The 26,078-nt window shown below is 46.8% G+C and carries 26 protein-coding genes and 2 pseudogenes; 13 read left to right on the forward strand and 15 right to left on the reverse strand.

Translation table 11 applies throughout. The annotated features are described in order from the left end of the window. A pseudogene (locus KI655_RS20465) lies at window positions 1–129 on the forward strand (peroxiredoxin); the annotation flags it as partial. A gap of 282 nt (window positions 130–411) precedes the next feature. Then, a complete protein-coding gene (gene ahpF / locus KI655_RS20470; protein WP_285408280.1) occupies window positions 412–2,010 on the forward strand; it encodes an alkyl hydroperoxide reductase subunit F in 1,599 nt (532 codons plus the stop codon). Window positions 2,011–2,106: 96 nt separating this feature from the next. On the opposite strand, the gene KI655_RS20475 is transcribed toward ahpF, so the two are convergent. From KI655_RS20475 to KI655_RS20500, 6 genes are all read right to left on the reverse strand, one after another. Beyond that, entirely contained in the window at window positions 2,107–3,930 is a 1,824-nt protein-coding gene (locus KI655_RS20475; RefSeq protein ID WP_285408281.1) for a bifunctional sugar phosphate isomerase/epimerase/4-hydroxyphenylpyruvate dioxygenase family protein, read from the reverse strand. 11 nt (window positions 3,931–3,941) lie between these two features. After that, window positions 3,942–5,012 carry a Gfo/Idh/MocA family protein gene (locus KI655_RS20480; protein WP_152470065.1) on the reverse strand — a complete coding sequence of 357 codons (1,071 nt, stop codon included), beginning with the start codon at window positions 5,010–5,012 and terminating at the stop codon, window positions 3,942–3,944. A 43-nt stretch (window positions 5,013–5,055) separates the two neighbouring features. Further along, complete coding sequence (locus KI655_RS20485) at window positions 5,056–5,985, reverse strand: AEC family transporter (protein WP_285408282.1); 930 nt, start codon at window positions 5,983–5,985, stop codon at window positions 5,056–5,058. Between the two features lie 9 nt (window positions 5,986–5,994). Then, window positions 5,995–7,260 (reverse strand): TRAP transporter large permease, encoded by a 1,266-nt coding sequence (locus tag KI655_RS20490; protein ID WP_032553661.1) that lies wholly within the window; start codon window positions 7,258–7,260, stop codon window positions 5,995–5,997. Between the two features lie 9 nt (window positions 7,261–7,269). Further along, window positions 7,270–7,767, reverse strand: coding sequence for a TRAP transporter small permease (locus tag KI655_RS20495; RefSeq protein WP_235201779.1), 498 nt, complete (start codon window positions 7,765–7,767; stop codon window positions 7,270–7,272). 63 nt (window positions 7,768–7,830) lie between these two features. After that, on the reverse strand, window positions 7,831–8,835 hold the full coding sequence (locus tag KI655_RS20500) for a DctP family TRAP transporter solute-binding subunit (protein ID WP_032553664.1): 1,005 nt from the start codon (window positions 8,833–8,835) through the stop codon (window positions 7,831–7,833). A gap of 424 nt (window positions 8,836–9,259) precedes the next feature. Here KI655_RS20500 and KI655_RS20505 point away from each other — a divergent pair, with 424 nt between their 5' ends. From KI655_RS20505 to KI655_RS20525, 5 genes are all read left to right on the forward strand, one after another. Further along, on the forward strand, window positions 9,260–10,477 hold the full coding sequence (locus KI655_RS20505; RefSeq protein ID WP_285408293.1) for a LysR family transcriptional regulator: 1,218 nt from the start codon (window positions 9,260–9,262) through the stop codon (window positions 10,475–10,477). Between the two features lie 119 nt (window positions 10,478–10,596). Beyond that, window positions 10,597–11,517, forward strand: a complete 921-nt coding sequence (locus KI655_RS20510; protein ID WP_285408294.1) for a DUF1932 domain-containing protein — start codon at window positions 10,597–10,599, stop codon at window positions 11,515–11,517. A 30-nt stretch (window positions 11,518–11,547) separates the two neighbouring features. Then, window positions 11,548–12,501 (forward strand): Gfo/Idh/MocA family oxidoreductase, encoded by a 954-nt coding sequence (locus tag KI655_RS20515; RefSeq protein WP_128163205.1) that lies wholly within the window; start codon window positions 11,548–11,550, stop codon window positions 12,499–12,501. An 11-nt stretch (window positions 12,502–12,512) separates the two neighbouring features. Next, window positions 12,513–13,517 (forward strand): aldo/keto reductase, encoded by a 1,005-nt coding sequence (locus KI655_RS20520; RefSeq protein WP_285408297.1) that lies wholly within the window; start codon window positions 12,513–12,515, stop codon window positions 13,515–13,517. Between the two features lie 65 nt (window positions 13,518–13,582). Further along, window positions 13,583–14,317, forward strand: a complete 735-nt coding sequence (locus KI655_RS20525; RefSeq protein WP_285408298.1) for a PIG-L deacetylase family protein — start codon at window positions 13,583–13,585, stop codon at window positions 14,315–14,317. A gap of 111 nt (window positions 14,318–14,428) precedes the next feature. Here the strand turns inward: KI655_RS20525 and KI655_RS20530 are convergent. From KI655_RS20530 to KI655_RS20555, 6 genes and pseudogenes are all read right to left on the reverse strand, one after another. Then, window positions 14,429–14,728: pseudogene (locus KI655_RS20530) on the reverse strand (helix-turn-helix transcriptional regulator); the annotation flags it as partial. Between the two features lie 200 nt (window positions 14,729–14,928). Further along, window positions 14,929–15,768, reverse strand: a complete 840-nt coding sequence (locus KI655_RS20535; RefSeq protein ID WP_285408300.1) for a class III extradiol dioxygenase family protein — start codon at window positions 15,766–15,768, stop codon at window positions 14,929–14,931. Between the two features lie 2 nt (window positions 15,769–15,770). After that, window positions 15,771–16,121 (reverse strand): protocatechuate 4,5-dioxygenase subunit alpha, encoded by a 351-nt coding sequence (locus KI655_RS20540; RefSeq protein WP_105058664.1) that lies wholly within the window; start codon window positions 16,119–16,121, stop codon window positions 15,771–15,773. Window position 16,122: 1 nt separating this feature from the next. Then, window positions 16,123–17,001, reverse strand: a complete 879-nt coding sequence (locus KI655_RS20545; RefSeq protein WP_105058663.1) for an amidohydrolase family protein — start codon at window positions 16,999–17,001, stop codon at window positions 16,123–16,125. 27 nt (window positions 17,002–17,028) lie between these two features. Continuing rightward, window positions 17,029–18,093 (reverse strand): 4-oxalomesaconate tautomerase, encoded by a 1,065-nt coding sequence (locus KI655_RS20550; RefSeq protein ID WP_285408305.1) that lies wholly within the window; start codon window positions 18,091–18,093, stop codon window positions 17,029–17,031. Continuing rightward, window positions 18,086–18,763, reverse strand: a complete 678-nt coding sequence (locus KI655_RS20555) for a 4-carboxy-4-hydroxy-2-oxoadipate aldolase/oxaloacetate decarboxylase (protein ID WP_285408306.1) — start codon at window positions 18,761–18,763, stop codon at window positions 18,086–18,088. The genes KI655_RS20550 and KI655_RS20555 overlap by 8 nt, the downstream gene beginning before the upstream one ends. A gap of 283 nt (window positions 18,764–19,046) precedes the next feature. Between KI655_RS20555 and KI655_RS20560 the strand changes: the two genes are divergently transcribed. The 6 genes from KI655_RS20560 (at window position 19,047) to KI655_RS20585 (ending at window position 24,788) form a co-directional block, all read left to right on the forward strand. Then, window positions 19,047–19,886, forward strand: coding sequence for a shikimate dehydrogenase (locus KI655_RS20560; RefSeq protein ID WP_285408307.1), 840 nt, complete (start codon window positions 19,047–19,049; stop codon window positions 19,884–19,886). Window positions 19,887–19,899: 13 nt separating this feature from the next. Then, window positions 19,900–20,343, forward strand: coding sequence for a type II 3-dehydroquinate dehydratase (gene aroQ / locus KI655_RS20565; RefSeq protein ID WP_285408308.1), 444 nt, complete (start codon window positions 19,900–19,902; stop codon window positions 20,341–20,343). A gap of 283 nt (window positions 20,344–20,626) precedes the next feature. Continuing rightward, a complete protein-coding gene (locus KI655_RS20570) occupies window positions 20,627–21,652 on the forward strand; it encodes a DctP family TRAP transporter solute-binding subunit (RefSeq protein ID WP_285408309.1) in 1,026 nt (341 codons plus the stop codon). A gap of 15 nt (window positions 21,653–21,667) precedes the next feature. Then, complete coding sequence (locus KI655_RS20575) at window positions 21,668–22,888, forward strand: Gfo/Idh/MocA family protein (RefSeq protein WP_285408310.1); 1,221 nt, start codon at window positions 21,668–21,670, stop codon at window positions 22,886–22,888. A gap of 13 nt (window positions 22,889–22,901) precedes the next feature. Beyond that, window positions 22,902–23,576 (forward strand): hypothetical protein, encoded by a 675-nt coding sequence (locus KI655_RS20580; protein ID WP_285408312.1) that lies wholly within the window; start codon window positions 22,902–22,904, stop codon window positions 23,574–23,576. A 9-nt stretch (window positions 23,577–23,585) separates the two neighbouring features. Then, the gene (locus KI655_RS20585; RefSeq protein ID WP_285408314.1) at window positions 23,586–24,788 is read left to right on the forward strand and encodes a Gfo/Idh/MocA family protein; all 1,203 of its coding nucleotides are present in this window, start codon (window positions 23,586–23,588) and stop codon (window positions 24,786–24,788) included. A 32-nt stretch (window positions 24,789–24,820) separates the two neighbouring features. Here KI655_RS20585 and KI655_RS20590 read toward each other — a convergent pair whose 3' ends face one another. Genes KI655_RS20590 through KI655_RS20600 form a run of 3 tightly spaced genes read right to left on the reverse strand, consistent with a single transcriptional unit; the run spans window position 24,821 to window position 26,044 of the window. Continuing rightward, on the reverse strand, window positions 24,821–25,165 hold the full coding sequence (locus KI655_RS20590) for a ribosome recycling factor family protein (protein ID WP_285408315.1): 345 nt from the start codon (window positions 25,163–25,165) through the stop codon (window positions 24,821–24,823). An 8-nt stretch (window positions 25,166–25,173) separates the two neighbouring features. After that, complete coding sequence (locus tag KI655_RS20595; protein WP_285408317.1) at window positions 25,174–25,641, reverse strand: OsmC family protein; 468 nt, start codon at window positions 25,639–25,641, stop codon at window positions 25,174–25,176. A 10-nt stretch (window positions 25,642–25,651) separates the two neighbouring features. Further along, on the reverse strand, window positions 25,652–26,044 hold the full coding sequence (locus KI655_RS20600) for a GFA family protein (protein WP_285408319.1): 393 nt from the start codon (window positions 26,042–26,044) through the stop codon (window positions 25,652–25,654). Between the last annotated feature and the right edge of the window lie 34 nt (window positions 26,045–26,078).

Below are 26,078 nucleotides of genomic sequence, written 5' to 3' on the forward strand. Positions count from 1 at the left end.
GAAGACCTACTACGCAAAGTGAAAGCGGCTCAGTACGTTGCAAACAACCCAGGTGAAGTTTGCCCAGCTAAATGGAAAGAAGGCGAAGAGACACTAGCACCATCTCTAGACCTAGTAGGTAAGATCTAAGCATCTGCTAACCCGTTCTACAGGCGTGCCTTAGCCTGCCTCCTAAAGGGCTTTGGCGCGCCGCTTTAATACTCAAAACCACATCCATACGATGTGGTTTTTTTGTTTTTATTCAGATAGTTAAATGGAATTTATCTGTGCGATAAGTTTTACCGATTATTGATAGGTTTTACCTACCAAACTAATAGAAACGTCCGAATTTACCAATTGTGATGGTCAAGGCAATATAACTCCATCAGCGCAAGAGAGCGCCCCCGAACAGAAAAGAAAAGTAGGCATATCATGTTAGACCAAGCAATGAAGCAGCAACTGCAAACATACTTAGAATTCCTAAAAAATGACGTTAAGCTCGTTCTTAGCCTGGATGAAAGCGAAACAGCAAGCAAACTAGAGAAGCTGGCGAACGACATCTCAGAACTCTCTGACAAAGTTGTGGTTATCCGTGACGATAGCGCAAGTGACCGCAAGCCAATCATGCAGGTGCTTAACACAGAGAAAGGCACAAGCATCGGTTTCGCTGGCCTACCTATGGGTCATGAGTTCACTTCATTGGTATTGGCACTGCTACACAGTGGCGGTCACCCAATCAAGCTTGAAGACGACGTGATTGAGCAGATTAAAAACCTAGGTGAGCCACTGAATGTTGAAATCTTCATTTCGCTTTCTTGCCAAAACTGTCCTGAGGTTGTGCAAGCGTTCAACATGATGTCGGCAATCAACCCGCTAATCAAAACAACCATGATTGATGGCGCAGCCTTCCAAGACGAAGTGAAATCACGCGACATCATGGCGGTACCAAGCGTATTCATCAACGGTGAACTGTTCGGCCAGGGCCGTATGTCTCTGGCAGAGATCTTAAACAAAGTAGATTCTGGTGCAGCTGAGAAAAAAGCGGCGAGCCTAAGCAAACAAGCACCATTCGATGTTCTTGTTGTTGGTGGTGGCCCTGCTGGCTCTTCTGCAGCAATCTACGCAGCACGTAAAGGCATTCGCACAGGTGTGGTTGCAGACCGCTTTGGCGGCCAAGTAATGGACACAATGGCGATTGAGAACTTCATCTCAGTGAAAGCGACAACAGGCCCTAAACTAGTGGCTAGCCTTGAAGAGCACGTAAAAGAGTACGGTGTTGAAGTGATGACCGAGCAACGCGCGGCTAACATCATCGACGCGGAAGACACAGAAGACGGTTACATCCACGTTGAGCTAGAGAGCGGAGCAACACTGCGAGCTCGCACGGTTATCACAAGTACAGGTGCACGCTGGCGTGAAATGAACGTACCGGGTGAGCAAGAGTATCGCAACAAAGGCGTAGCGTACTGCCCACACTGTGACGGTCCACTGTTCAAAGGCAAGAAAACAGCTGTAATCGGTGGTGGTAACTCGGGTATTGAAGCAGCAATCGACCTAGCGGGTATTGTTGAACACGTAACGGTTCTTGAATTTGCAGACACACTGCGTGCTGACCAAGTGCTTATCGACAAAGCGAACGCAACGCCAAACATCGAAATCATCAAGATGGCACAAACAACACAAGTGCTTGGCGATGGCAACCGAGTAACAGGTCTTGAGTACAAAGACCGCAACACTGATGAGATCAAGCGTATCGACCTAGCGGGTATCTTTGTTCAAATCGGTCTGATGCCGAACAGCGAATGGTTGAAAGGCACTAAGGTTGAGCTATCACCACGTGGCGAAATCGAGATTGACGCACACGGCGCAACGTCTATGAAGGGTGTATTTGCAGCAGGTGACGTAACAACCGTACCTTACAAGCAGATCATCATCGCGATGGGTGAAGGTGCAAAAGCAAGCCTAGGTGCATTCGACCACTTAATCCGCAACCCAGCGCCAGTCGCTAAAAAAGTGGCAGAAGTAGCGTAATCAAATAACGCTGCAAGCCTAACAAAATAGAAAGCCACCACTGAACTCAGTGGTGGCTTTTTTGTGATTAATAAAATAAGTTTATAAAACTTCTCTTTAATCCTGATAAGACTGAGAAGCCAAGCGAATAAAGGCGTTGGTTTCACCGTATTTTTTATACTCACCCACTCGCTGCACCACTTCAAAAAACAAGCCATTCACTTCCTTGGTGTAGAAGTGGAAAAACGCACCCGTATCATCTTCGGTGTAAAGAATGTTGTTTTGCTGGAGCTGTTCAATCGACTCATCTTCCAAATCAAACTGTGCCTGAATGTCTAGGTAGTAGTTATTCGGGATCTTCAATTGGTAGATAGGCGATAGGTTAGCCGCTGCTTTGAAGATGTCTCTACACTCGATCGCAATCTGGTTGATGCTCGCACCATTAGAGTCGTTTAAGAATCGTTGAGCCGAAGTGCGCTTAGCGCTGGTGCTGTTGAGTGCGATCTTAATGTTCTCGTTCGGACTCTTAATCGTGCGACTGGTGATCAGGCCGTTGATGTCTGGAAGATCGAAGCTCTCTTCAGGAACAAAACCAAAGATCGATTTATAGAAGAACATGTTCGACAGCAAGGTCTCTGGCGACACCACCTGACCAATGTGGTCAACGCGAATCAAGTTATCGTTCACTGCTGGTTGCTGCTCTACCGGCTTAAAATCGACGTCGTAGAACTTGTCTGCTTGGTTCTCATCCAAAAGATGAATCATCAAGTTGCTAGAACTCTTAAGCGTTGGGATATCCAGCTCATTCTCTTGGCGAGCTTGGAAAATTGCTGGGCTGTTGTAGCGCTTTGCCAGTTCAACCAAACGATCTGAATCTTTAGTCAATACGCCTAGCGCGCACACAGATTCACCATGCCCTTCTAAGTAAGCCTGAGCGTTGCTGTTTTTCTCGTAGTTAAAGACGAAGTTAATATCACCCATTTGGTATAGGTCGACATTCTTACTCTTATGGCTGTGTGTTTTGCTAAAGCCCAATGACTCAATCACATCGGTAAATGGATTGTCTTCACGCTCTTTCACCGCAAATTCAATGAAGCTCAAATCAGACACGCTCGGCATTTCAAACAGGTTGTTGGTCTGGTCTTCTAGCCATTTCAGTGAACGTACGCCATCCACCGCTTTTTCTCTTGGAGAAGAGGCGCGGAACTCATCGTTAAACACTTCATGAGAGAGGTAATCATCGTAGCCTTTATCTTTAAGTGTTTTCACAAAGTCGATTACAGGGAAATCACCTTGACCCGGGAAGCATCGGTAGTGACGGCTGTATTGCAAAATATCCATCTGCATTTTCGGCGCATCGGCGACCTGCACTAGAGCAATCTTTTCCACTGGAATATCTTCACGCAGCGTATCTAACGTATTGCCACGCGCAAACATGTGGAAAGTGTCTAATACCACGCCAAGATTCGGATGGTCGACCATCTTCACCAAGTTCCAAGCGTCATCGTAGTCAGCAATATGGCGACCCCATGCCAGCGCTTCGTAACCCAGTTCCATATCTTCACGCTTGGCCAATTCTGCCAAGGCATGCAAATCTTCAGCGCAGCGGTCAAGATTATTGGTCGAAAGCGGATTCACGTTACTGCACATCATTAGGCGTTTTGTGCCCAGTTGGTGTGCTAGATCCATCTTGCGCTCCATCATCTTGTATTTCTTTTCGCGCAAGCCATTTGGCATCCCTTCCATGTCTCGGAAAGGTTGCAGAACCAAGATCTCAAGCCCCATGCTGTCAGCGATGCGTTTCACATCGGCAGCAGAACCACGGTACTGAGTTAAATCATTTTCAAAAATTTCGATGGCATGAAAACCGGCTTTTGCCGCTGCATGCATCTTCTGTTCAAGAGTGCCAGATAGACAAACGGTCGCGATTGAATACTTCATTCTAAACTCCCTTAATTAACCAGTGCAGTAACGTCTTGAACCGGAACGTATTGCTCCGTTTCTGTCGCTTTGATAATGGCGTCGATCACCAACAGATTTTGCAAGCCATCGTAAATGCTGACTTTTGGTGTCTGTTCTTCGCCACGAATTAGGGCGCAAAAATGCTCAAGTTGACGCTTAAGTGGATCTTCACGCGTTACTGGCTCTTGGCGCTCTTCCATCGCATTCCACCAAGAAGGCGTCACACCCTCTTTAAACGACTTAATCTGCATTGTCGGGATCGATAGCGAACCGTTGGTACCTGCCACGTGGTAACAATCTTCTGTTTCGTAAGTCGCGTAGGTCTTGTTTTCTTGCGAGGTTTGTTCCCAGCTGCGCGGGCTTGCCGAGGCATCAGACAACATGAATGAACCCAGTGTGCCATTGGCAAATCGCAGTGAGATTGCGGTGGTATCTTCCACTTCGAACTCGCGGGTCGCGCTTGAATTCAGAGCTTGGACACCAACAATGTCACCAACCAAATGACGCAGATTGCCAATCTCATGAATCATGTTAATTAGGATCGGACCGCCGCCTTTAACTTTGCGCCACTCGCCTTCGTTGTAGTAGTAATCGGGTTTGTAGAACATCGCGCTGCCCATGATAGATACCGTCTTACCCAGTTCGCCGCTGTCGATGATCGACTTAGCAGTCTCAAGCAATGGGCTGTAAGCACGGTGGTGGCCAACCAGCATTTTCGCTTCTTCACGATTTGCGTGTTTAAGAAGCTCAATGGCATCTTCGATCGAATCGGTAACAGGCTTCTCGACAATGGCAGGCACGCCAGCGTTGATACACTCGTGCGCTTGAATAGCATGCAGGCGATTTGGTGTCGCCAAGATCACACCGTCCGGCTTATCTTGTGCAAACAGCTCTTCTAGGCTGGCGTAGACCTTAACGCCATACTCTTCCGCAACCTCTTTAGCACCCGGAGAAGGATCAACAATCGACGCCAACTGACATTGCGCGTTTTCAGAAACCAGTTTGATGTGTGTTTTTCCGATCAGACCTGCCCCAGCGACAGCAATTTTAACTTGTTCCATGTTATGACCTTATTTTTCATTCACGCTCTAAAGGCGTCTATTTTTATGATGATGTTGTGATAGCAATTACGACGGACAGCGAGAGTCCGGAGGCCACCGTCGTTATAATTAGAGTGTTTAAACAGAAGCGTTGTTGTTGATAGAGCCCACCTAAAATCGGGTAGATGGACAACATAGGAGACGCAGCAAAGATCAGTAAGACATACTTGAGGTCACCTTCAACGGGCAGCGTCATCAGCAGTGCAACAACCACCAATGGGAAGAACACCAGCTTCATCGATGTCACAAAAGCGATTCGTCTGAACTGCTCAAATTTCAGTGACTGCCCCAGTGCTCCACCAATAGCAAATAGCGCCAATGCGACCGATGTTTTCGCAAAAATGGATACCCCTTCAGTCACGAATTCTGGCAAGCGAATCCCCGTGATATTCACGACTAAGGCAAAGCTGATCGCTAAGATAATCGGGTTGCGACTAATACGACCCGCAACAATCTTTAGCTGCTCACTGATGCTTGACGAACGACCTTGAGCAAACTCCAGTGAAATCAAACTCAGCGGGATAAACACCAGATTCTCAATCAGCACACACATTAAAAATGCTTCAATGAACTGACCGTCGTACAGCGATAGCACCACAGGAAAGCCAACGAACGCACTGTTTGGCATACCGCTGCCTAAACCATTAATGAAGCTTTCCGTCCATGTGGACTTGAGCAGGCCCTTGCTCACCAATATCGCCACGCTCATCGCACTCAAGCCAGCAATGGCGTACACCAACATGAAGTTGACGTGGATGACTTGCCCTAACTCAATACTACTCAAGCTGCTGATGATCACTGCTGGCAGCGATACATACAGCACGAACTTGCTCACCTCAGCGACGAATTGTTGGCTAAAAAAGCCTTTTTTGGTCGAGAGGAACCCTACTGCCACGATAAAAATCAGTGGCAGCAACACTTCAAATACAAACATTGTTTTTCTCTAGTAGCCGAATAACTTCGGTAGGAAGAGCACGCTTTGTGGTACGAAAGTAATGAAGAACAGCACCACGACTTCCAGTAGGAATAGAGGAATAACTTGCTTAGATATCGCGGCAATCCCGACCTTGGAAATGGTATTGGAGACAAACAGACAGATACCCATTGGTGGTGTAATCAAACCAATCATTAGGTTGAAAATAACCACAATGCCAAAGTGAACAGGGTCGATACCAAAGCTCATCGCAATCGGATGGAAGATTGGAATCAAAATCAGCATGGCTGCAATGCCTTCAAGGAACAGGCCGACTGCCAGTAGGATCAAGTTCACCATGATTAGGAACATAATCGGGTCTGAGATAGTGCTAAGCACCTGTTGACTGATGTATTGAGGTACACGCGAGAATGTCAGCAGCCAGTTTGCTACAGAGACAACAGCAATCAGAATCAATACGATAGAAGAGTCTCGCATTGAACGCATAAACACTTCAGGTAAGTCACTGACTTTGATCGATTTGTACATGAACATGCCTACCGACAGCGCATAGAATGCAGCAAAAGCAGCCGCTTCCGTAGGCGTCACGATACCCATTAGAATTGAGCCCAGGATAAAGATTGGCATCGTTAACGGTACAAAGGCTTTAACCAAAGCTTTGCGACGGCTGGTGCGCACACCGGTATTCACAATCTTATGCTTAGTCGCATAGAAGAAAACAAACACTGATAGGGCAATTGCTGACAAGACACCCGGAACAATACCCGCTAAGAACAGAGCAGGAACCGAGACACCACTAGCGATAAGCGCGTAGATGATCACCGGAATGCTCGGTGGGATCATAGGACCAATCACTGAAGAGGCAGCCGTCAGTGCCGATGAAAACTCTTTGCTGTAGCCCTCTTTTTCCATCTGAGGGATAAACACTCGGCCCAGTGCAGAAGTATCTGCTACCGCTGAACCTGAGATCCCGGCAAACATCACCGAAGACCAGATGTTTACTTGTGCTAAGCCACCACGGAAGTGTCCAACCAAGGCGTTAGCAAAATCGATAATACGATTCGTAATACCACTCTTGTTCATCAGCTCACCAGCCAGAACAAACAGTGGAACAGCCAGAATAGAGTATGAGTCTAATCCGCTAAAAATTCGTTGTGCAACAAGGCTGATTGAGATTGGAGTGCTCGTTACGTAGAACGACATAGCCAAAATAATGGCAAACACTAGCGGAACACCAAATACGAGCATACCGCCCATTAAAGCTATTGATGGCATAGTAGATCCTTATACATCGCCTTGAGTGAGAGAAGAGACTGGCGCATTGGCGCGTCGAGATAGCGTGACGTGTTGTGCGAGACGTAATAGAGCGGCTACAAACAGACAGATACCACCAACAACTAACGCAGACTGGAAGTAGTACATACTCAAGCCAATACCTGGTGATTCGATACCACCGCGTTTCATGACAAATAAGTAGCCTGAGTAAGTCATGATGCCCGCCGATACTAGCACTGCGATATCAACCACAATCGCCAATACCTTTTGGAAAATGGCCGACTTGACTGAATCTAGAACCGCAAATTTAATGTGCAGCCCTTCTAGGTAACAGAGAGAGGTACCAAACATCACACCGTAGATCATTGAGTACTTACACAGCTCTTCACCCCATAGAATTGAGGTATTGAAAAAATAGCGCGAGATGGTCGTGACTAGCATAACTGCAAACAGTACAAACAGAGACGAACCTGCGCAGAATGCCAATAGTTTTTTATATTGTTCCATCATAGTTCCCTATCTCCTTGGGAAAGCGCAGCATTGAGACCATCAATGCTGCGAACATCAGAGTTACTTCGTTGCAGTCTCAACCGCTTGAAGTGCGCCATCGATCCATTTCGAATCTACGGTACCTTCAAGCCATTTGATTACCGCAGGCTGAGTTTTGTCGCGGAATTGCTTCTGCTGCTCTGCTGTCAATGACGTGATCTTCATGCCTTTCTTACCTAGAGTTTCTAGACCTTCTGCAGAGTTAACCTGCTGAACAGCTCGGCCAACTGTACCTGCAACTTGCGCTGCACGGTCGATGATCGCGCGGTCTGCGTCGGATAAACCTTGGTAAAAATCGTCATTCATTAATAAGAAATCGGTGCCATAAACGTGGCCATCCAGTGTGATGTACTCTTGCAGCTCGTAGAACTTATTCGCGCTAATAACGCTCACTGGGTTTTCTTGACCATCAATAACACCGGTTGTTAAAGCAGCTGGTACTTCCGGGAATGCAATAGGCGTTGGCTCAGCGCCTAAAGATTTCAGCAACTCAACATAAAGCGGGGTTGTCATTACACGAATTTTCAGACCTTTTAGGTCATCAGGAGATTTGATTTCACGTTTAGAGTTAGTGAAGTGACGGAAGCCTGTCTCACCGTAAGCCAGGTTACGCAGACCTGTCTGTTTTAAACATTGCTCATTAAGTTGTTGGCCAAACTCGCCATCCAACACTTCCCAAGCAACAGGTGCTGAAGGGAAAAGGTAAGGAATTTCAAGAACATTGGCTTCTTTACACAATTTAGAGTAAGCGCCAGACACCATCGTCATGGTCAGCATTCCCTCTTGCGTTGACTGAAGCAGTTCTGTTTCACCACCAAGTTGACCTGATGGGTAGATGTTAACCGCAATACGACCACCAGATTCCGCTTCTACGATATTTTTAAATACCTGTGTCGCGGCCCCTTTCTTAGAGATCGTCCAATCCTGAGAGTCGACATGACCTATTGTGATATCGATATCCGCAGCTGATGTGTTTGCAGCAAATGCCAGTGATACAGCCAGTGATAGTGTCTTTATAGTTTTCATTCTATGGAACCTCCTGTTTCATTGCCGATAAAACTAACACTAGGAATTAACAAATCAAAATTCACTTACTGAAAGCATTATTCAAAAATTAGATAACCCTCGTTATCAAAAGGTCGCAATCCATAAAAAATAAACACATAAAATCATAAACTTAAAACCAAAATATAAACATAATCACCATCAATAAATGGTTAAATCCCATATTTTACAAATTGGTTAAATTTGGAGAATGAAGTCACACTTTAGAAACAATATATCATTCGCTACTTCATAGAGCGTTTGAATTCCGTTACTAATATGTCCATTGATAAGGGCATCAGCTATTTCGAGCTAGCTCATAAATAGAGTTGTAACTCTAAAAACTCAAACTGTGATTTATTTCATATTTCGTACCGTAACTAGCAATCAGTGGTAAGGAAACCGTATGTTTAATATCCCCAATTTGCGCCACCTTAGGGCGATCTCAGAAGTCGTTCACACCGGAAGTATCAGCAAAGCATCTGACACGGTTTTCCTCTCTCAACCCGCCATTACACAGGCTATATCCAAGCTTGAAAAGAGTATGAATAGTGAGCTGTTTGAACGTACCAGTGATGGTATGACACCAACAAAACAGGGCGAAGCCTTCGCTTTCCGAATTGACCGTGCGCTAGAAAACATCAGCCAAGGCATCTCAAATGCGCTCAAGATTGCCACGAAGCAACGCAAAAATAGTGTGCAGCGTTATCTGTTTAATATCACCACCACTCAACTAAAAGCGCTCGTTGCTGTCGCCAACGGACAAAGCTTTACCGAGGCGAGCCGGTTACTTGAAGTGTCTCAATCATCGGTCTACCGAGCATCAAAAGATCTTGAAGAAATACTCGGGTTTACGCTGTTTGAAAAGACCAGTACTGGCATTGCCCTCTCTAAGGCAGGAGCGGCATTAGACAAGGCGAGCAAACTCGCTTTTGTTGAGATAAAACAAGGACTTGATGAAGTAAACCTACTCAGTAATCGACACAGTTCAGTGATCACAGTTGGCTGTTTACCTCTCGCGAGAACCTGCTTGCTTCCAAGTACCATTAATGAATTTTCTAACGCCTATCCTGACTGCCAAATACACGTGATTGATGGCCCATATAAAGACCTGCTCAACCACCTAAAATATGGCGAAATTGATATTCTAATTGGCGCTCTGCGCTTTCCCGTTCCTAGTACCGATATTCGCCAAGAAACGCTATTTGAATCGAAGAACACCATTTTATCGCGAGCTGATCATCCTTTAGCGACTAAAGAGAAAGTCAGTATGAAAGAACTTCAAGAATCGAGCTGGGTTGTCTCCTCCAGTGCAACACCTGCCCGCAAGATGTTCGAAGATATGTTTACCAAGGCCTCCCTTGAAGTACCGAGTCGTTTGATTGAGGCAAGCTCTCAGATGCTAGTCAAAGAGCTATTACTGGGCAGTGATCGATTAACCCTTCTTTCTCAACATCAAATCAGACGCGATCTCGATGAGGGGCATTTAGTTGCTCTTCCCTATGAAGGCGAAGAACAATCCAGACCCATTGGTTTAACGGTACGTAAAAACTGGTTTGCCACTTCTGTACAAACTCACTTTTTAAAATTATTGCGAACAAACGGGGTAAAGATGTCTCTTTAATAACCCTATTTTTTTCAAAATTGAATACCCTTTGAATTAATTTGATTATCCGCACCCAATACCAAATGATAGTGTTTGACCATAGCCAAAGATAATTAACGAACAAAAAGGTGGTTATGGTGAAAATCAGTAGGATTGCATTTATTGGTTTTGGCGAAGCAGCAAAAACATTTATTTCAAGCTGGAACAATAAAGCGCCAGAAATAATTAACGCCTTTGATATAAAAACAAACAATGTATTCACCCGAGAAAATAAACTCCTCGAATATATTGACCAAGGTGTACAAGGGACATTTCGCCCTGAAGAAGCCATTCACGGTGCGCAACTTATTTTTTCCTTAGTCACCGCTGACCAAGCTGAACAAGCACTGCAGCAGATCGTAGGCTCTCTGACGGAAAAACAGATTGTACTCGACTGCAACTCTTGTTCACCACAAGCCAAACAAAGACTGGCAAAACTGGTTAAAGCGCAAGGCGCTGAGTACATCGACATTGCCATCATGGCGCCAGTATTGACATCACAGCCTAATATTCCGCTCTACCTATCCGGACAAAAAGCCGACAAGGTCGCGGAATACCTAGGTCTGCTGGGTTTCGACGTTGAGGTTATCTCAGAAAACGTTGGTGATGCATCAAGCATAAAAATGATGCGCTCAGTCATGGTCAAAGGCTTAGAGGCGCTAACCACAGAGTGCGTTCTGGCAGCTCGTAAATCAGGTGTTGAACATCACGTACTCAAGTCATTAAGTCACACCTACCCAGGGTTAGAGCTGAGTCACCTAAGTCGTTACCACATGGAACGTATGCTCAACCACGGTCAGAGACGCCACGCAGAATTAAAAGAGGTCGCTACGACATTAAACGAGTTAGGCATGAGTCACTCGATGGTCGAGGGTGCAATGAACTGGCATCAATCGCTCGGTGAACTCAACATCGAAGCGTCAGAGCAACCTCTCGCTCAACTGTCTGACCAGATCATAGAACAACTGCAGGTCGCGGATACTGAATCGACCGCAACGAAATTACAAAATATCCAATAGTTTAATCGCTTGAATACAAAAGGAATGATTATGAAAGTGTGTGTAGTAGGCGCTACGGGTGCATTCGGCCAAAAACATTTAGAGGCACTACGTAATATCGACGACGTTACCGTTACAGCAATGGTTGCCCCTGAAGCGGACAAGCTTGATCAACTCATCACAGATTACAATCAAACAGCTCAAGGTTTCTCTTCACTTGAAGAAGCACTGAAATCTGACAACGTCGATGCTGTGATTCTAGCAACGCCAACTCAAATGCATGCTGAGCAAGCTATCGCATGTATGGAAGCTGGCAAGCATGTTCTGGTTGAAATCCCAATGGCAGACAACATTGAAGACAGCTACAAAGTGGTTGAGACTCAAAAGAAAACTGGCGTTGTCGCTATGGCTGGTCACACTCGCCGATTTAATCCAAGCCACCAGTGGATCCACAACAAGATCGCAGCGGGCGAGCTAAACATTCAACAAATGGATGTTCAAACCTACTTCTTCCGTCGCACCAACACCAACGCCAAAGGTGAACCGCGCACTTGGACTGATCACCTACTATGGCATCACGCTTGTCACACTGTTGATCTTTTCCAATATCAAACTGGTGAGAAGGCATCAAAGATTCAAGCGCTGCAAGGCCCTATTCACCCAGAGCTCAACATCGCAATGGACATGAGCATTGGTATGAAAACGCCATCTGGCGCGCTATGCACGCTATCACTCTCATTCAATAACGACGGTCCATTTGGCACCTTCTTCCGCTACATCTGTGACGAAGGCACCTACATCGCTCGCTACGATGATCTATTCGATGGCAAAGAGAACCCGATTTCACTGGAAGGTGTCGCGGTTTCAAACAACGGCATCGAGCTGATCGACCGTGAGTTCTTCGATGCGATTCGTACAGGCCGTGAGCCAAACTCAAGTGTCGCAAGCTGCCTACCAGCAATGGAGACACTGCACGCATTAGAACAACTGCTAGAGCAAGAGTAAGGAGCCCGGCGATGATTACTATAGGTGAGCACTCACTTGCGCCAGTCGCTCTTGGATGTATGAACGTTTCTCACGCATACGGCACACCTCCAAGTGAAGAGCACAGCATCAAGTTACTTAATAAGGCGCTGGATCTTGGCTACAACATGCTGGATACCGCAGCTCTTTATGGGTTTGGTAACAACGAGAAACTACTCGCTAAAGCGGTAGGTCATCGCCGTGATGAATTCTTCCTCGCCAGCAAGTGCGGCATGTTTAAAGGCCCGAATGGTAAACGCGCAATTGATGGTCGCCCACAAACCATTCGTCAAACCTGCGAAGAGGCGCTGCAACGTCTCAATACCGATGTGATTGACCTCTACTACCTGCACCGCTGGGATAAATCAGTACCAATTGAAGAGAGTATTGGTGAACTTTCGAGACTGGTTGATGAAGGCAAAATCAAACACCTCGGCTTATCTGAAGTATCGGCAACCACGTTGGAAAAGGCGCACCAAATCCACCCAATAGCAGCGGTTCAGTCGGAGTATTCATTGTGGTCACGCAACGCAGAGATCGCAGTAATTGATAAATGCCAAGAGTTGGGAAGTACCTTTGTGTCTTTCAGCCCTGTAGGGCGCGGCATCCTGAGTGGCGAGCTGCAAAGCAATCAATTTGTCGATGGCGATATCCGTAATGCGATGCCGAGATTTAATGCAGAAAACTTTGAATCTAACTTATCGGCCGTGAATAAATTCGCTTCTCTACTGCCGATTTTTGCTGAAGAGAATGTATCACTACCTGCACCAACTCTGGCTCAATTTGCCTTAGCATGGACGCTGGCTAAAGCGCCTCACTCGATTGCACTTCCAGGCACCACTAACTTTAAACATCTAGAAGACAACTTGAACGCGCAGCACTACACGGTTTCGAACGCCCTTCTAGAGCTAATTGAGCGCACGGTTCCGCAAAAGGCATTTGTTGGCGGTCGCTACAACGCGCCTACTCAAGCCGAAATCGATACCGAACAATTTTAACCGAATAAAGAACATAGAAGACACGCTCATCAGACGAGCTCAAGAGTAAATAAAGGATTAATAACATGACAACAAAGAAAACAGCTTTAGTAATCAGTGCCCATTCAGCAGACTTTGTATGGCGTTGTGGTGGTGCCATCGCCCTTCACCAAAAGCTGGGCTACGAAGTGACCATTGCATGTCTTTCATACGGTGAGCGTGGCGAGTCTGCAAAGTTATGGAAGCAAGAGGGCATGACACTTGAAGACGTAAAACGTATTCGTCATGAAGAAGCGACAGCAGCAGCGGCAGCGCTTGGCGTAAGCGACATTCGTTTCTTTGACTTCGGTGATTACCCACTGGAAATCGACAAAGGAGGTAAGTACCAGATCGTCGACCTGATCCGTGAGATTCAACCAGAGTTCATCATGACGCACTCTAAATGGGACCCGTACAATACAGACCACATGTACGCAACTGAGATCACTCTTCAGTGCCGCATGATCGCACAAGCTTGGGGTCATAACCCAGGTGAGAAAGTACTAGGCGCACCTCAGGTTTACCTATTCGAACCGCACCAAAGTGAGCAAATGGAATGGAAACCAAATACCTTCCTAGACATCTCTGAAGTGTGGGAAAGCAAGAAAGCAGCTATTGAATGCATGCAAGGTCAAGAACACCTATGGACCTTCTACGAGAACCTAGCAGAAAACCGTGGCAACCACTTTAGACGTAACTCAGGTGGCCAAGCGGGCGGCAGAAGCTGCCAACACGCTGAAGGCTTCCAAGCTATCTTCCCACAGTGTGTTGATTCGCTGTAAAGCCTTTAAATAATTATCTCGACCGATAAACGAGGCAAAGCCCCGCAACGCTGCGGGGCTTTTTATTATCGGTAATCATCTACTCTTCGCTGAGCACAGCAAACGCCTAACCTAAGCCGTTATCGTTCTGAAATAATCCGTAGGCGTTAGGCCAAATTTGTCCTTAAAACGCTGGCTAAATCGCCCCTCAGATTGATAGCCACACGCCAAGGCCAACTGAGCAACATTGCTGTAGCCACTCTGTATCAAATACAAGGCATGAGCCAAGCGAACTTCGGTAAGCACCTCACGAAATTGAGTGCCTTCTCGTTTTAATTTACGAATCATGGTCGCACGACTCATAGCAAATTGTTGCGCGACTTCGTCCAGAGTATGCTTATCACTGGGTAGGTAATCTAAGTAGTGACTCAGCTACTGATATAAACTAAGCACCGAAAAACGCAGAGTCTCATGACTTATCGTTTGGGATTGAGACCAAAGCAGAGGATTAAAGGGGGCCTTGTAGTGCTGTATCAGAACCGAAAATAGTTTGGGATCTTTGTAGTCAAGGCAAAAAAAAGCCCCAGAGCATGACACTCTGGGGCTTTAGAAAGCTTAAATCTGAAATTGATCTAACGGTTTTCTATCAACATGGTGCCAGCACCGGTATTCGACACGGGGGCGTGATAGCTGCTTTTCAGCACATTAAGCTCGCCCGTCAATGCACCACGCATACCAAGCCACATAATGAATTCCGCACCTTGCGCACCGCCCTGCTCTACTAGGTCGTAGATCGAAAGCTTAGTCAGCTCTTCTGGGTTGTCGATCAGCTTCTTCATGCAGTAAAGGTCGAACTCTTTATTGATAAAGCCAGCACGCTCACCGTCCAACTGATGAGAAAGACCACCAGTGCCAAGCACAACAACCTTCAAGTCTTTATCGTAGCTTTCTACTGCTTTACCAATCGCTTTACCTAAGTCGTAACAACGTTTAGGTGATGGCATTGGGTGCTGCTCTACGTTGATACATACCGGAATCACCTTCATGTGACCGTAGCTGAAGTTTGGCCACATCAGCTGCATTGGTACAGTTAGACCGTGGTCAACTTTCATCTCTTGGCAGATGGTAATATCGAACTCGTTCTCTACCAGTTCGTTACAGATATGCCATGACAACTCTGGGTCACCGTTGATTTCTGGAATAGTCGGAATACCCCAGCCTTCATCGGCATTCTTATAAGTTTGTGCTGCACCAATCGCGAAAGTCGGTTTCTTATCGAGGAAGAACTCTAGGCCGTGATCGTTATAAAAAACGACCGCAACATCAGGTTGAACTTCATCTAGCCAGTGGTGAATCGGTGGATACGCATCAAACAGAGGCTTCCAATATTCAGTTTGTTGTAGATTGTTCTCAATTGCTTTACCAATTGAAGGAATGTGGGAAGTGGTAATTCCGCCAACGATCTTTGCCATAACTATTTCCCTGCCTCTACTAACATCTGTTTAAATTCTTCAACTGTCATACCCGTTTGCATCGCACCAATGTCTTGCATGTTAAGTCCCAACATACCGACGAATTTGGCCAGGTAATAGATACTGCCACCTTCTGCGATCAACCCTAGAACGTCACGCTCTTTGATCGCGGTCTTTTGAGCTTCCGTCAGTCCATACTTGTCACAGTAAGCCATTTCATCGGCTGAAAATGCATCACGCCCCGCTTGTTCGTTAAGTGAATGACACATCTTGTTCAAGCCATAGCCTTTACGCGCCATCGCGCCATCAAACATGGTTGTGCCGGGGATCGGCTTATTATTTAGGTAAGTCATGTTACACGCTCTCCGGCCAGTAAAGTTTCATAGGGTTAGTAACAAGTAGTGCTTGCTGCTGCTCAACAGTAGTAGCGATTTGTGGGATCACATCCACTAGGTGGCCATCATCTGGAGTATGAGACTTCATATTTGGGTGTGGCCAGTCGGTGCCCCAAAGTACGCGGTTTGGAAACAGATCAACCAAGGTTTTAGCAAACGGCACTACATCAGAGTAGTCAGGCGGCGTTTGAGTCAAACGCTCTGGGCAGCTCACTTTGCACCAGATATCTGGGTTACGCTCCATCAGCGAAATAAACTTACCAAACTCTTGGCTATCAACACCTTTTGTCACGTCAGGACGACCCATGTGGTCAATCACTACCGTCATGTTGAGCTCTTCTAAAAACGGCGTTACATCATCGATATCTTGCGCTTCAAAGTAGACCACAACATGCCAGCCCAATGGGCGGATTTTTTCAGCAATCGCTTTAAGCTTTTCAGTTGGTACCGTATCAACCAAGCGCTTCACAAAGTTAAAGCGAACACCACGAACGCCAGCTTTGTCCATCGCTTGTAGCTCTTCGTCTGTGACAGTTTCGTCAACGAATGCAATGCCACGAGCTAACTCACCAGCGGTCTCTAGCGCATCAACAAGCGCGCGATTATCGGTACTGTGGCAAGAAGCCTGAACAATCACATTACGGCTAAAGCCTAAGTGATCACGCAGGGCAAAAAGCTGCTCTTTTGACGCGTCGCACGGGGTGTACTTACGCGCCGGAGAGTAAGGGAATTTAGCCGCAGGACCAAAAACGTGACAGTGGCTATCCACTGCGCCTTCTGGCACCACAAACTTCGGCTTGCTTGGATTTGGGTGGAACGGTAGGTAATCAGCGTCCATGTTTCTTCCTTGTTATTTTCAGCAGGCTTACAGTCCAAATACGGTGCCATCGAACAGCTTTCTTGCTGTGCGAAGGATCGCGGCGGACTTCACTTGATTTTGTTCAACGTCTAGCACCACGCTCATCTTTCCGATTGGGTGTTCAACATCGATATGTATTTGTTTTTCTATTTCGACTTCAGCAAGTTGCTTTGCTGGCGCGTCATTCAAGATGCAGGCACTCGCGACACTCACTGCGCCCAACACACCGATCGACGCATGGCAGCGATGAGGGATAAAAGTACGCGTTGAAATACCACCACCATATTGAGGTGCGCTCACCAGTGTCATTTTCGGCACGCTTAGCTCACGAACATCGCCGAGATTCATCATTGGACCAGCTTGCAGGCGTATCGACTCCAGACGTTGCTTAAGTTCTGCGTTGTCGTCCAATTGCTCGCGAGACTCGTCACCAGTAAGGCCAAAATCTTGCGCTCTTAGCACCACGACAGGCATACCGTTATCAATCAGGGTTACGCTCACGCCATCAATCACGTCGATTTCATTCCCCGTTGGCAATAAAGCACCGCAGGTAGAGCCAGCCGTATCTTCGAAGCAGACCGCTAGCGGAGCCGCTGTATTAGGGACTCCATCAATATGGCAGTCACCAGCATAGGTCACTTGCTTGTTTGGGGTTTGCACGGTAACCGTTGCTACCTGCTGTGTGTTCTCCATGAAGATGCGAACCGAGGTTTGACCCTCTTGTGCTTCTACTAGCCCACGTTCAATCGCAAACGGTGCAACACCCGCTAAAATATTGCCACAGTTTTGCTTGCCACTAATAAGCTTTTGGTCAACAAATACCTGTTGAAATAGGTAGTCAACGTCGACGCCTTCACGTTTTGACGATTCCACTATCGCAACCTTGGAGGCAAGCGGGTCTGCGCCGCCAATTCCGTCGATCTGTCTTGGGTCGGGGGTGCCCATCATCGACAGTAAAAACTGCTCACATGCTTGCTCGCTCTCTGGTAAATCCTTGCGCAGGAAATAGGCTCCCTTTGATGTACCAGAGCGCATCCACATGCAAGGTGCACTGAAGGGATGACTAGACATATTTCAGCCCTTTCTCTTCTAGACGGCCGCGCATTTGATAGATGTCCAGACCCAACTCGCCGTTCGCTAATCGAACACGCTTTGCTTCTTCACGTTCAATACGTGCTAATGATTCATGCAGAACCTCTTCCGCCTCCTCGCGACGCACAACCACAACGCCGTCTTCATCCGCAACCATCACATCACCTGGATAAACCAGAGCGCCGGCACAGTTCATTGGCACGTTTACCGAGCCTAGTGTCTCCTTGATGGTACCTTCACTGAAGATCGCCTTAGACCATACTGGGAAGTTCATTTCACGCAGGTCACGAGTATCACGTACGCCACCTTCGATGATGAGACCGACCACACCACGCGCTTGCGCCGATGTCGCTAGCAAGTCGCCAAAGAAGCCGTGATTAGAAGGGGAAGTCGGTGCGAATACTAAGAAATCACCCGACTTTGCTTGCTCGATCGCTACGTGCATCATCCAGTTATCACCCGCTGCACCTGAGATGGTCAACGCAGAACCTGCAACCGCATCGCCTTGGAAAATTGGGCGCATGTAATGAGCCAATAAGCCTTTACGGCCCTGAGCTTCATGAATAGTAGCTACACCACATTGACGCAGGCCTTCAATAAGCTCTTTGTCTGCGCGCTGGATATTTTGTACTACGACGTTGTTCTGCATTTGTGTTCCCTCTTAATAGATCTCGGCAGGTGAATCCCTTCAAAGGTGGTTACTGCTCGCTGATGTATTCACTATAAAGAGGTGCTGACAAAGGTGATATTTCAATTATTTCGTAAGGTATAAGATTTTGAGATAGGGAGTGCAATCGCGCCTGTTACCACGTGCGTGCTGCGCCCTGTGCTATCAGTATTCTTCAAAAATTGAATGGGTGTTAGGAAAAAACAATTATCGCGAGAAAGAGGGTTTTGCTAGCGTTGTGACAAATAACGATAAGGAGTGAATCATGATTCAATGTCGACTCATAGGGCAGAACATCCAACGTTCTCAATCGCCAGATTTTCACAATACCCTTGCTAAAAAGCTTAATATTGAACTGCACTATCAACTCGAAGAGCTGACTACAAACAGCGTAGAAGCACTCCACCAGCACACTACTGACTTGTTCGACAACGAGATTGATTCAGCTAACGTTACCTACCCCTACAAAGAACAAATACTATCGATCGCCGATCAGCTCGCGCCTTGTGCCAAGCGAGTTGGTGCGGCTAACACGCTGGTTAAACGTGACCAACAGGTCATCGCTTACAACACAGACTACAGTGGCTTTATCGCTGCATTTAACCAATTTGGTCAGCGCAAGCCGGGCAAAGTAGTAGTGCTTGGTTGTGGTGGTGTCGGCAAAGCAATCTGCTTTTCACTTGCCGATCTCGGTGCGACAGAGATCGCAATATATGACCGGGATCTAACAAAAATGAATAGCCTAGCGAAGCTGCTTGCGGCTGAGAATATAGATACCGTATGTTTGAATGAAACGACGCTAGAAACAGCGGTACAGAAAGCAGAAGGTGTCCTCAATTGCACGCCCATCGGTCACTATCAAACACCCGGTTGCCCAATTGAAGCCTCTTGGTTGAAGGATCAGGCTTGGTGTTTTGATGCCGTATACACACCGCGGGAGACAGAGTTTCTAAAAGCCGCACAGCAGAAATCGATCAATACGTTGAGTGGCTTTGAACTCTTTTTCCATCAAGCACATGACGCGTTCACCCTGTTCACTGGTGCCCAAGTTTCAACTCAACAACTCAATACTTTTAAGCAAACACAGCTTGCGAATTTACGTTAAGGACAATGACTCAATGAAAAAAATCTTAATACTCAACGGACCTAACCTGAACCTACTTGGCACACGTGAGCCTGCACAATACGGCTACGAAACACTGGCTGACGTAGAAGAAAACTGCCGTAAAGTCGCAGCGGAGTACGGTTATGACTCTGAGTGTTTTCAAAGCAATACCGAAGGCAGCCTAATTGATGCCATCCACAAAGCGGGCCGTGAGTTTACTCAAGGTGAATGCGCTGGCGTTGTGTTTAACCCGGGTGCTTACACGCATACATCGATTGCTCTTCACGATGCGATCAAAGGGGTTGAGGTACCAGTGGTTGAAGTACACATCTCTAACGTGCATGCACGCGAAGCTTTCCGTCATCACTCGTACATCTCACCTGTTGCTGCAGGCACCATCATTGGTATGGGTACCAAAGGCTACAAATTAGCTTTGGATTTTTTGTTAGATAAGTAATACCAACTAGATTTCCAAGGGGCTCAAGAGCCCCTTTTTTTAATACTTCAACAAAACTGAATACCCTACCTAAATTAGCCACTCCCAGTCCGGTTATCACACTTCTCCTCACCTTGTGCCCCGTTTTTTCTGGCCTCACGCAGTACGCCTAATCACAAACCGAATATCCGACTCTTTTTTTGAATTTCCGATTTTCAGCTTAATTACCCAACATTGATTTTGTTAACCAAACGTTAACAACCCTACAAATAGAAATGCTGTCAAAATAATAAGGAACTCAATAATGGAATTTCGCAAAACAGCACTAGCAACCGCAGCGTCTTTGCTTGCAACACTTAGCTTCTCTCATACTGCTCTAGCAGCGAAAACTGAAATCAGCATCGGCCACGTTGATTCGCAAAACTGGCAAGTCTCAAAAAAAGGGGCCGCAACGCAGGTCTTTAAAAATCTTGTCGAGGCAGAATCTGGTGGTGACATCAGTGTGAAAATATTCCCATCAGGGCAACTAGGCGGTGAAACCGAACTACTGCAATCGGTACAGGAAGGTATGCTAGGGATGACGATCGTTTCAGGATCTTTTTCTAAAGTGTGTCCGGAAGCCGCTGTACTTGAAGTTCCTTATCTATTCCCATCCTCACCTGTCGCTTGGGAAGTGCTCGACGGTGAATTTGGCGAAAAGCTCGCTGAACATTGTTTAAAACAGACAGGCCTGCGAACCCTAGCTTATGGCGAAACTGGCTTTCGTCACTTCACTAACTCAAAGAAAGTCATCAAGAAGCCGACTGACCTAGCTGGCATGAAAATTCGCGTAATGCCAAACCAGTCTTTCATTGAGTTCATGAAGATTCTGAACGCAAATGCGACGCCAATATCAGCTCCTGAGCTCCCAGCAGCCTTAACAACAGGCGTGATTGATGGTCAAGAGAATCCCGTCAGCGTCATTGTCGAAAAGAAACTCTACGAGCTACAAGATCACATCACACTTGATGGCCATGTTTACAGTGCCGACTTCCTCGTAATCAATGATGACCTATTCCAAGGGTTAAGTGACAGCGACAAAGCCATCATCACTCGAGCATCTAAAGTTGCAGGGACAGTGGGCCGCGCCATTCAACAGATTAACTCTGCGCAGGGTCTAGAGACCTTAACTAAGAACGGTATGCAAGTCACCACGCTAACAGCAGAAGAGCTAGACGCCTTCCGCCAAGCATCACAACCAAAAATGATCTCTTGGCTCTCGACCAAAATCGACAAGCAGTGGATGAACTCAGCGCAACAATCTGTTGAATCTGCGACAGCCAACCAATAACACGAGGCCAGAATCATGACGACAAATAAACAAGTTCGCCCACTGCGTATTGGCCTAATCGGCTGTGGTGTAATTAGTGATATCTACCTAAAAACCAGCAAACGTTTCGATATTATCGATATTGTTGCGTGTGCAAGCCTAAATATCGAAGAGTCACGAGCAAAAGCGCAACAATACGATATTGCGAAGGTATGTACTCCAGAGGAAATCATTCAAGACCCTAACATTGATGCTGTGCTCAACCTGACTATTCCCGCTGTGCACGGCGAGATTTCACTAGCAGCGGTTCGTGCAGGAAAACATGTTTACTCTGAAAAACCATTCGTTACCGATTTAGCTGAAGGGCAACTCATTCTTGAGGAAGCAAAGCGCAATAATGTATTGGTCGGCAATGCACCTGACACCTTCCTTGGCAGCCGAGTACAGACTTGTAAGCGTTTGCTTGACGAGGGGCTGATTGGCCGACCAATTGGGGTAAACGCATTTGTAGGAACTCATGGCGTAGAGCGCCACCACCCTAACCCTGACTTCTACTACAAGCCAGGCGGCGGCCCACTTTTCGACCTTGGCCCATACTATTTGACGGCAATGATAGCGCTACTTGGTCCAATCAAGCAGGTGGCAGGTCTCGCTCAACGCTCTTTCCCGCAGCGTGAGATTGAGTCACAGCCTAGAGCTGGTGAGTTTATTGATGTTGAAGTTGATACTCACATCACCAGTTTGCTCGATTTCGAGAGTGGTTTATCTGGCGCCATGATGACCAGCTTTGATATTTGGGATTCACAGCTACCTCGCTTAGAAATTTATGGCACTGAAGGTACCATCTGCATTGCTGACCCAGATCCGACAGATGGGACCAATATTTTTGGCGGACAAGTGCTTTACAAAACACGTCAAGATGCTCGCTGGAGCTATCGACCACGAGTACAAGGGCTTGAAAACTGGCGAGTTGCAGAAAACCTCCATAACCACGATCAAGATTCTCGAGGACTCGGCTTGGTCGACCTAGCTTATGCAGCTATCAACCAACGAGCACCTCGCGCAAGTGGTGAGCTGGCCCTTCATGTCTGTGAAGTGATGGAGAGCATAATTCAATCAAGTGACAGCCGTGCCTTCAAGAATATCGAGACTCGTTGTGATGTGCCTGCTGCGCTACCGAGCGACTTTCCATACTCAGAAAGTGTTGCCGTAACCACTAGCGTTCAAAACAAACAGCAACACGCCACGACAGAATAAAAGGATCTTAATCATGCCAATAAGAGAAATGAGTTTTGCTAAACCCTTCTTCAAAGCAACACTGGTCGAGAATGAGGCCACCCATGCTATTGATAATGCAGCAATTTTGCTCAACCTTGCCGACTCACCGTTTACAGTGAACACCCAAGCACTGGACTTTTATGAGTCAAAAATTGTACAGAACATTACATTAACCAATATCGAACGTGTCATTTTGATTGAAGGATTTGACGCCTACGCGGATGAACAAGCTCTGCTTTCAGACATCCAGCAAACTTGGCCTCTTGCCTACGATGTGCGCAAAGAAGAACGTTTGAAGGGCATTCAGTTTTGGATGTCGCCTAAAGAGAAAGTTGGCAACTTCGCTTTCTCGATGTATCACGCAGGCAGCGTCCCACTGACAGTCGGCTTGCATCAGACGCACGTCGGCTTCAATCACCTACGCGAGATTCATACTCAAATCGTCGGCTTCGGCAAGATGCAACAATGCTTTGAGAAAGATATCTCAACCCTCTATTTAGAGGATACTCTCGCACCGGGAGCAAGCCACAAGCCGATGTACAACCAAGAAGGTCAATATCCTTGGCATCAGTACGAAACCATCACTCCTGGCGTATTCATGGCAATAGAGATGGAACTTGAACCGACGAAAGAACAGCAATCACAACAAGACGCGATCAGCGCATAGGAGAACACCATGACGTCTAAATTGCTACCGAGCGATTTAACTTTTGCAGGCCCATTTCCAAAACTATCTCGACGACTTCGCCTCGGTATCGTGGGTGGCGGTCGAATATCAGTAACTCAATCTTCGGCTGCTCGTTTGAGCGATTACTGGGAGATTTGTGCAGGAGCACTCTCATCCGACCCAGTTAAAGCCAAACAGAAAGGGCAACAGTGGTACCTCGATGAAGATCGTTGTTACAGCTCTTTTTCTGAGATGGCCGAGAAAGAGTCTCAACGTGAAGATGGGATTGATGCTGTAATGATAACCACCCCAAACCACCTGCACTACGATGCTGCCAAAGCATTCTTAGAGGTTGGGATCCACGTATTGTGCGATAAGCCGCTGACCAACGAGATTGATCAGGCAATGGATCTTATGCGCTTAACACAACAAACAGGTTTGGTATTTGGCGTATCCTTCGTCAACACGGCATTCCCGATGATTCGTCAAGCAAAGGCAATGGTCGAAAAGGGTTACATCGGCAAAATCAATCAAGTGCATGTTGAGTTCATGCAAGACTGGATGATGAACGAAGATATCTCTCAGGCAGAACATGTTAAGTGGCGCCTAGACCCGAAAAAGAGTGGTTCAACAAGCTGTACTGGTGACATCGGCACTCATGCCCAGAATCTCGCTAACTTCGTAACAGGACTCGAAATGACCGATATTTTGGCGCAAATGCACGTCTGTGGTGCCCCAAAACAGCTCGAAGATACCGTCATTATGATGACCAAATACGATGGTGCAATTCCGGGTACCTTAATGGCAACACGCCTTGCTTCAGGTAATCGCGGCGGCCTGAGGCTACGTGTGTTTGGTGATCAAGGTGGATTAGAGTGGGATATGGAATACCCAGAGCGCCTCAAATACAGTAAGTTTGGCGATGCAGATAAAGTACTAACACGCGGTCAGGGCGGCGAGCTTTTCCCAGAAGTAGAGCGTTTAACCCGTCTGGCTCGTGGTTTCTCTGAAGGTGCATTAGAAGCCTGGGCAAACCTTTACACTGAATTTGCGCTTGCTGTCGCTGCGCATAAAGATGGTTTAGATACGCCTGCAGATTGGCTTCAGTTTCCGCACGTTGAAGCCGGAGCCAAAGGCGTTCGCTTCTCTGACGCAACGGTAGAATCGCACAATCAAAATGGGGCTTGGGTTAACTGTACACTCAATCAGTGACAAAAAGACAGTATGGGCTGGAAATCGAGAGCTTACAGCCCTTCAAACTCATCAATAGCGATGCGCGCTTCTGCGAGTGAACAGCCAGATTCACTGACTAGTTGAGCGACGGTCATCGAAGGCGTGTTTTGAAGCAGTTGTTGTAAGCAAACCGTTGGCTTAGGTAATACCTTGTCAATCGCAGTTACCACCCAAAGTAAGGGAGCATCGCTAAGTTGCTCCCTTAATTTATGTAGCTGCGCTTCTTCACCCGTCAGCATCCAATTCCGAGAGCGTCGAATGCGTTTTAACTGACAGCCACTCTCGGCTGCCAAGGCAATCACCTGCGCCTTATCTGGCACGCGGTGGACAAAACTATTTAGTACAACTGAAAACATAGTGTGGATTACGAGTCTATCTCTACCGTGATCTCGGTTTTTACAGAATTGGCAATGAAGCAGTTACTGTGCGCCAGATGGTGCAGCTTTTCGAGCTGTTTATCCGTTGGGCGCTTATCACCAATAAATTGAATTTGGGGTCTAAGCGTAACATGACTCACCCAAGCACGCCCCGCTTTATCCTCTTCAAGAACACCTATCGCATCATCAACGTAAGACTCGATCACGTACTTACGCTTAGCTGCAATCCCCAAAAACGTCAGCATATGACAACTGGCAATCGCCGCAATAAAGGCTTCTTCAGGATCAACATTTTCTTCAACAGAGAGTGGTAGTGGCACCACATGAGGCGATGATGACGCAGGTACAATAACGCCACCATCAAACTCCCACGTATGCCCGCGACTGTATTGGTTATCGCTAAATACCTCATCGTCGCCTTTCTGCCAGCGAATCAGGGCAGCATAATCAGACATACTTTTCTCCTTAGCGATCCGCAGGATGGTTCACACCGTCGTTGGTCACTACATCACCAATATCAAAAGGGTTCACCCCTTCTAAACAACCAATGTTGAATCCATACTCATTTGGGCTAGAGCGACGTTGATGGTGGGTATAGATACCGCAGTTCGAGCAGAAGTAGTGCTTCGCGGTGTTGGTATTGAATTGATATAACTTCAGATATTCTGCGCCCTTAATGATCTTGATGCCATCCAAGGCAACAGAGCCAACAATCGCCCCTTTGCGACGACAGATAGAGCAATCACAACGGCGTGGCTTTTCGATTCCGTTAGGCAGGCTGAGCTCTAACTCCACCGCACCGCAGTGACAGGTCGCTTTATGAAATGGTTTGATCACCGTATTGCCAACTATTTTCATTGTTCTCTCCAGTAACATCCATGTATTGCTCACA

Origin of the sequence: Vibrio sp. D404a (assembly GCF_030248535.1) — a bacterium.
Lineage (GTDB): Bacteria > Pseudomonadota > Gammaproteobacteria > Enterobacterales > Vibrionaceae > Vibrio.

Coding starts and splice junctions, on each gene's coding strand:
- ahpF (WP_285408280.1), top strand. CDS start 412: ATGTTAGACCAAGCAATGAAGCAGCAACTGCAAACATACTTAGAATTC.
- KI655_RS20475 (WP_285408281.1), bottom strand. CDS start 3,930: ATGAAGTATTCAATCGCGACCGTTTGTCTATCTGGCACTCTTGAACAG.
- KI655_RS20520 (WP_285408297.1), top strand. CDS start 12,513: ATGATTACTATAGGTGAGCACTCACTTGCGCCAGTCGCTCTTGGATGT.
- KI655_RS20600 (WP_285408319.1), bottom strand. CDS start 26,044: ATGAAAATAGTTGGCAATACGGTGATCAAACCATTTCATAAAGCGACC.
- KI655_RS20575 (WP_285408310.1), top strand. CDS start 21,668: ATGACGACAAATAAACAAGTTCGCCCACTGCGTATTGGCCTAATCGGC.
- KI655_RS20490 (WP_032553661.1), bottom strand. CDS start 7,260: ATGCCATCAATAGCTTTAATGGGCGGTATGCTCGTATTTGGTGTTCCG.
- KI655_RS20515 (WP_128163205.1), top strand. CDS start 11,548: ATGAAAGTGTGTGTAGTAGGCGCTACGGGTGCATTCGGCCAAAAACAT.
- KI655_RS20505 (WP_285408293.1), top strand. CDS start 9,260: ATGTTTAATATCCCCAATTTGCGCCACCTTAGGGCGATCTCAGAAGTC.
- KI655_RS20495 (WP_235201779.1), bottom strand. CDS start 7,767: ATGGAACAATATAAAAAACTATTGGCATTCTGCGCAGGTTCGTCTCTG.
- KI655_RS20535 (WP_285408300.1), bottom strand. CDS start 15,768: ATGGCAAAGATCGTTGGCGGAATTACCACTTCCCACATTCCTTCAATT.
- KI655_RS20540 (WP_105058664.1), bottom strand. CDS start 16,121: ATGACTTACCTAAATAATAAGCCGATCCCCGGCACAACCATGTTTGAT.
- KI655_RS20525 (WP_285408298.1), top strand. CDS start 13,583: ATGACAACAAAGAAAACAGCTTTAGTAATCAGTGCCCATTCAGCAGAC.
- KI655_RS20570 (WP_285408309.1), top strand. CDS start 20,627: ATGGAATTTCGCAAAACAGCACTAGCAACCGCAGCGTCTTTGCTTGCA.
- KI655_RS20555 (WP_285408306.1), bottom strand. CDS start 18,763: ATGCAGAACAACGTCGTAGTACAAAATATCCAGCGCGCAGACAAAGAG.
- KI655_RS20480 (WP_152470065.1), bottom strand. CDS start 5,012: ATGGAACAAGTTAAAATTGCTGTCGCTGGGGCAGGTCTGATCGGAAAA.
- KI655_RS20500 (WP_032553664.1), bottom strand. CDS start 8,835: ATGAAAACTATAAAGACACTATCACTGGCTGTATCACTGGCATTTGCT.
- KI655_RS20590 (WP_285408315.1), bottom strand. CDS start 25,165: ATGTTTTCAGTTGTACTAAATAGTTTTGTCCACCGCGTGCCAGATAAG.
- KI655_RS20580 (WP_285408312.1), top strand. CDS start 22,902: ATGCCAATAAGAGAAATGAGTTTTGCTAAACCCTTCTTCAAAGCAACA.
- KI655_RS20550 (WP_285408305.1), bottom strand. CDS start 18,093: ATGTCTAGTCATCCCTTCAGTGCACCTTGCATGTGGATGCGCTCTGGT.
- KI655_RS20485 (WP_285408282.1), bottom strand. CDS start 5,985: ATGTTTGTATTTGAAGTGTTGCTGCCACTGATTTTTATCGTGGCAGTA.
- KI655_RS20560 (WP_285408307.1), top strand. CDS start 19,047: ATGATTCAATGTCGACTCATAGGGCAGAACATCCAACGTTCTCAATCG.
- KI655_RS20545 (WP_105058663.1), bottom strand. CDS start 17,001: ATGGACGCTGATTACCTACCGTTCCACCCAAATCCAAGCAAGCCGAAG.
- KI655_RS20585 (WP_285408314.1), top strand. CDS start 23,586: ATGACGTCTAAATTGCTACCGAGCGATTTAACTTTTGCAGGCCCATTT.
- aroQ (WP_285408308.1), top strand. CDS start 19,900: ATGAAAAAAATCTTAATACTCAACGGACCTAACCTGAACCTACTTGGC.
- KI655_RS20595 (WP_285408317.1), bottom strand. CDS start 25,641: ATGTCTGATTATGCTGCCCTGATTCGCTGGCAGAAAGGCGACGATGAG.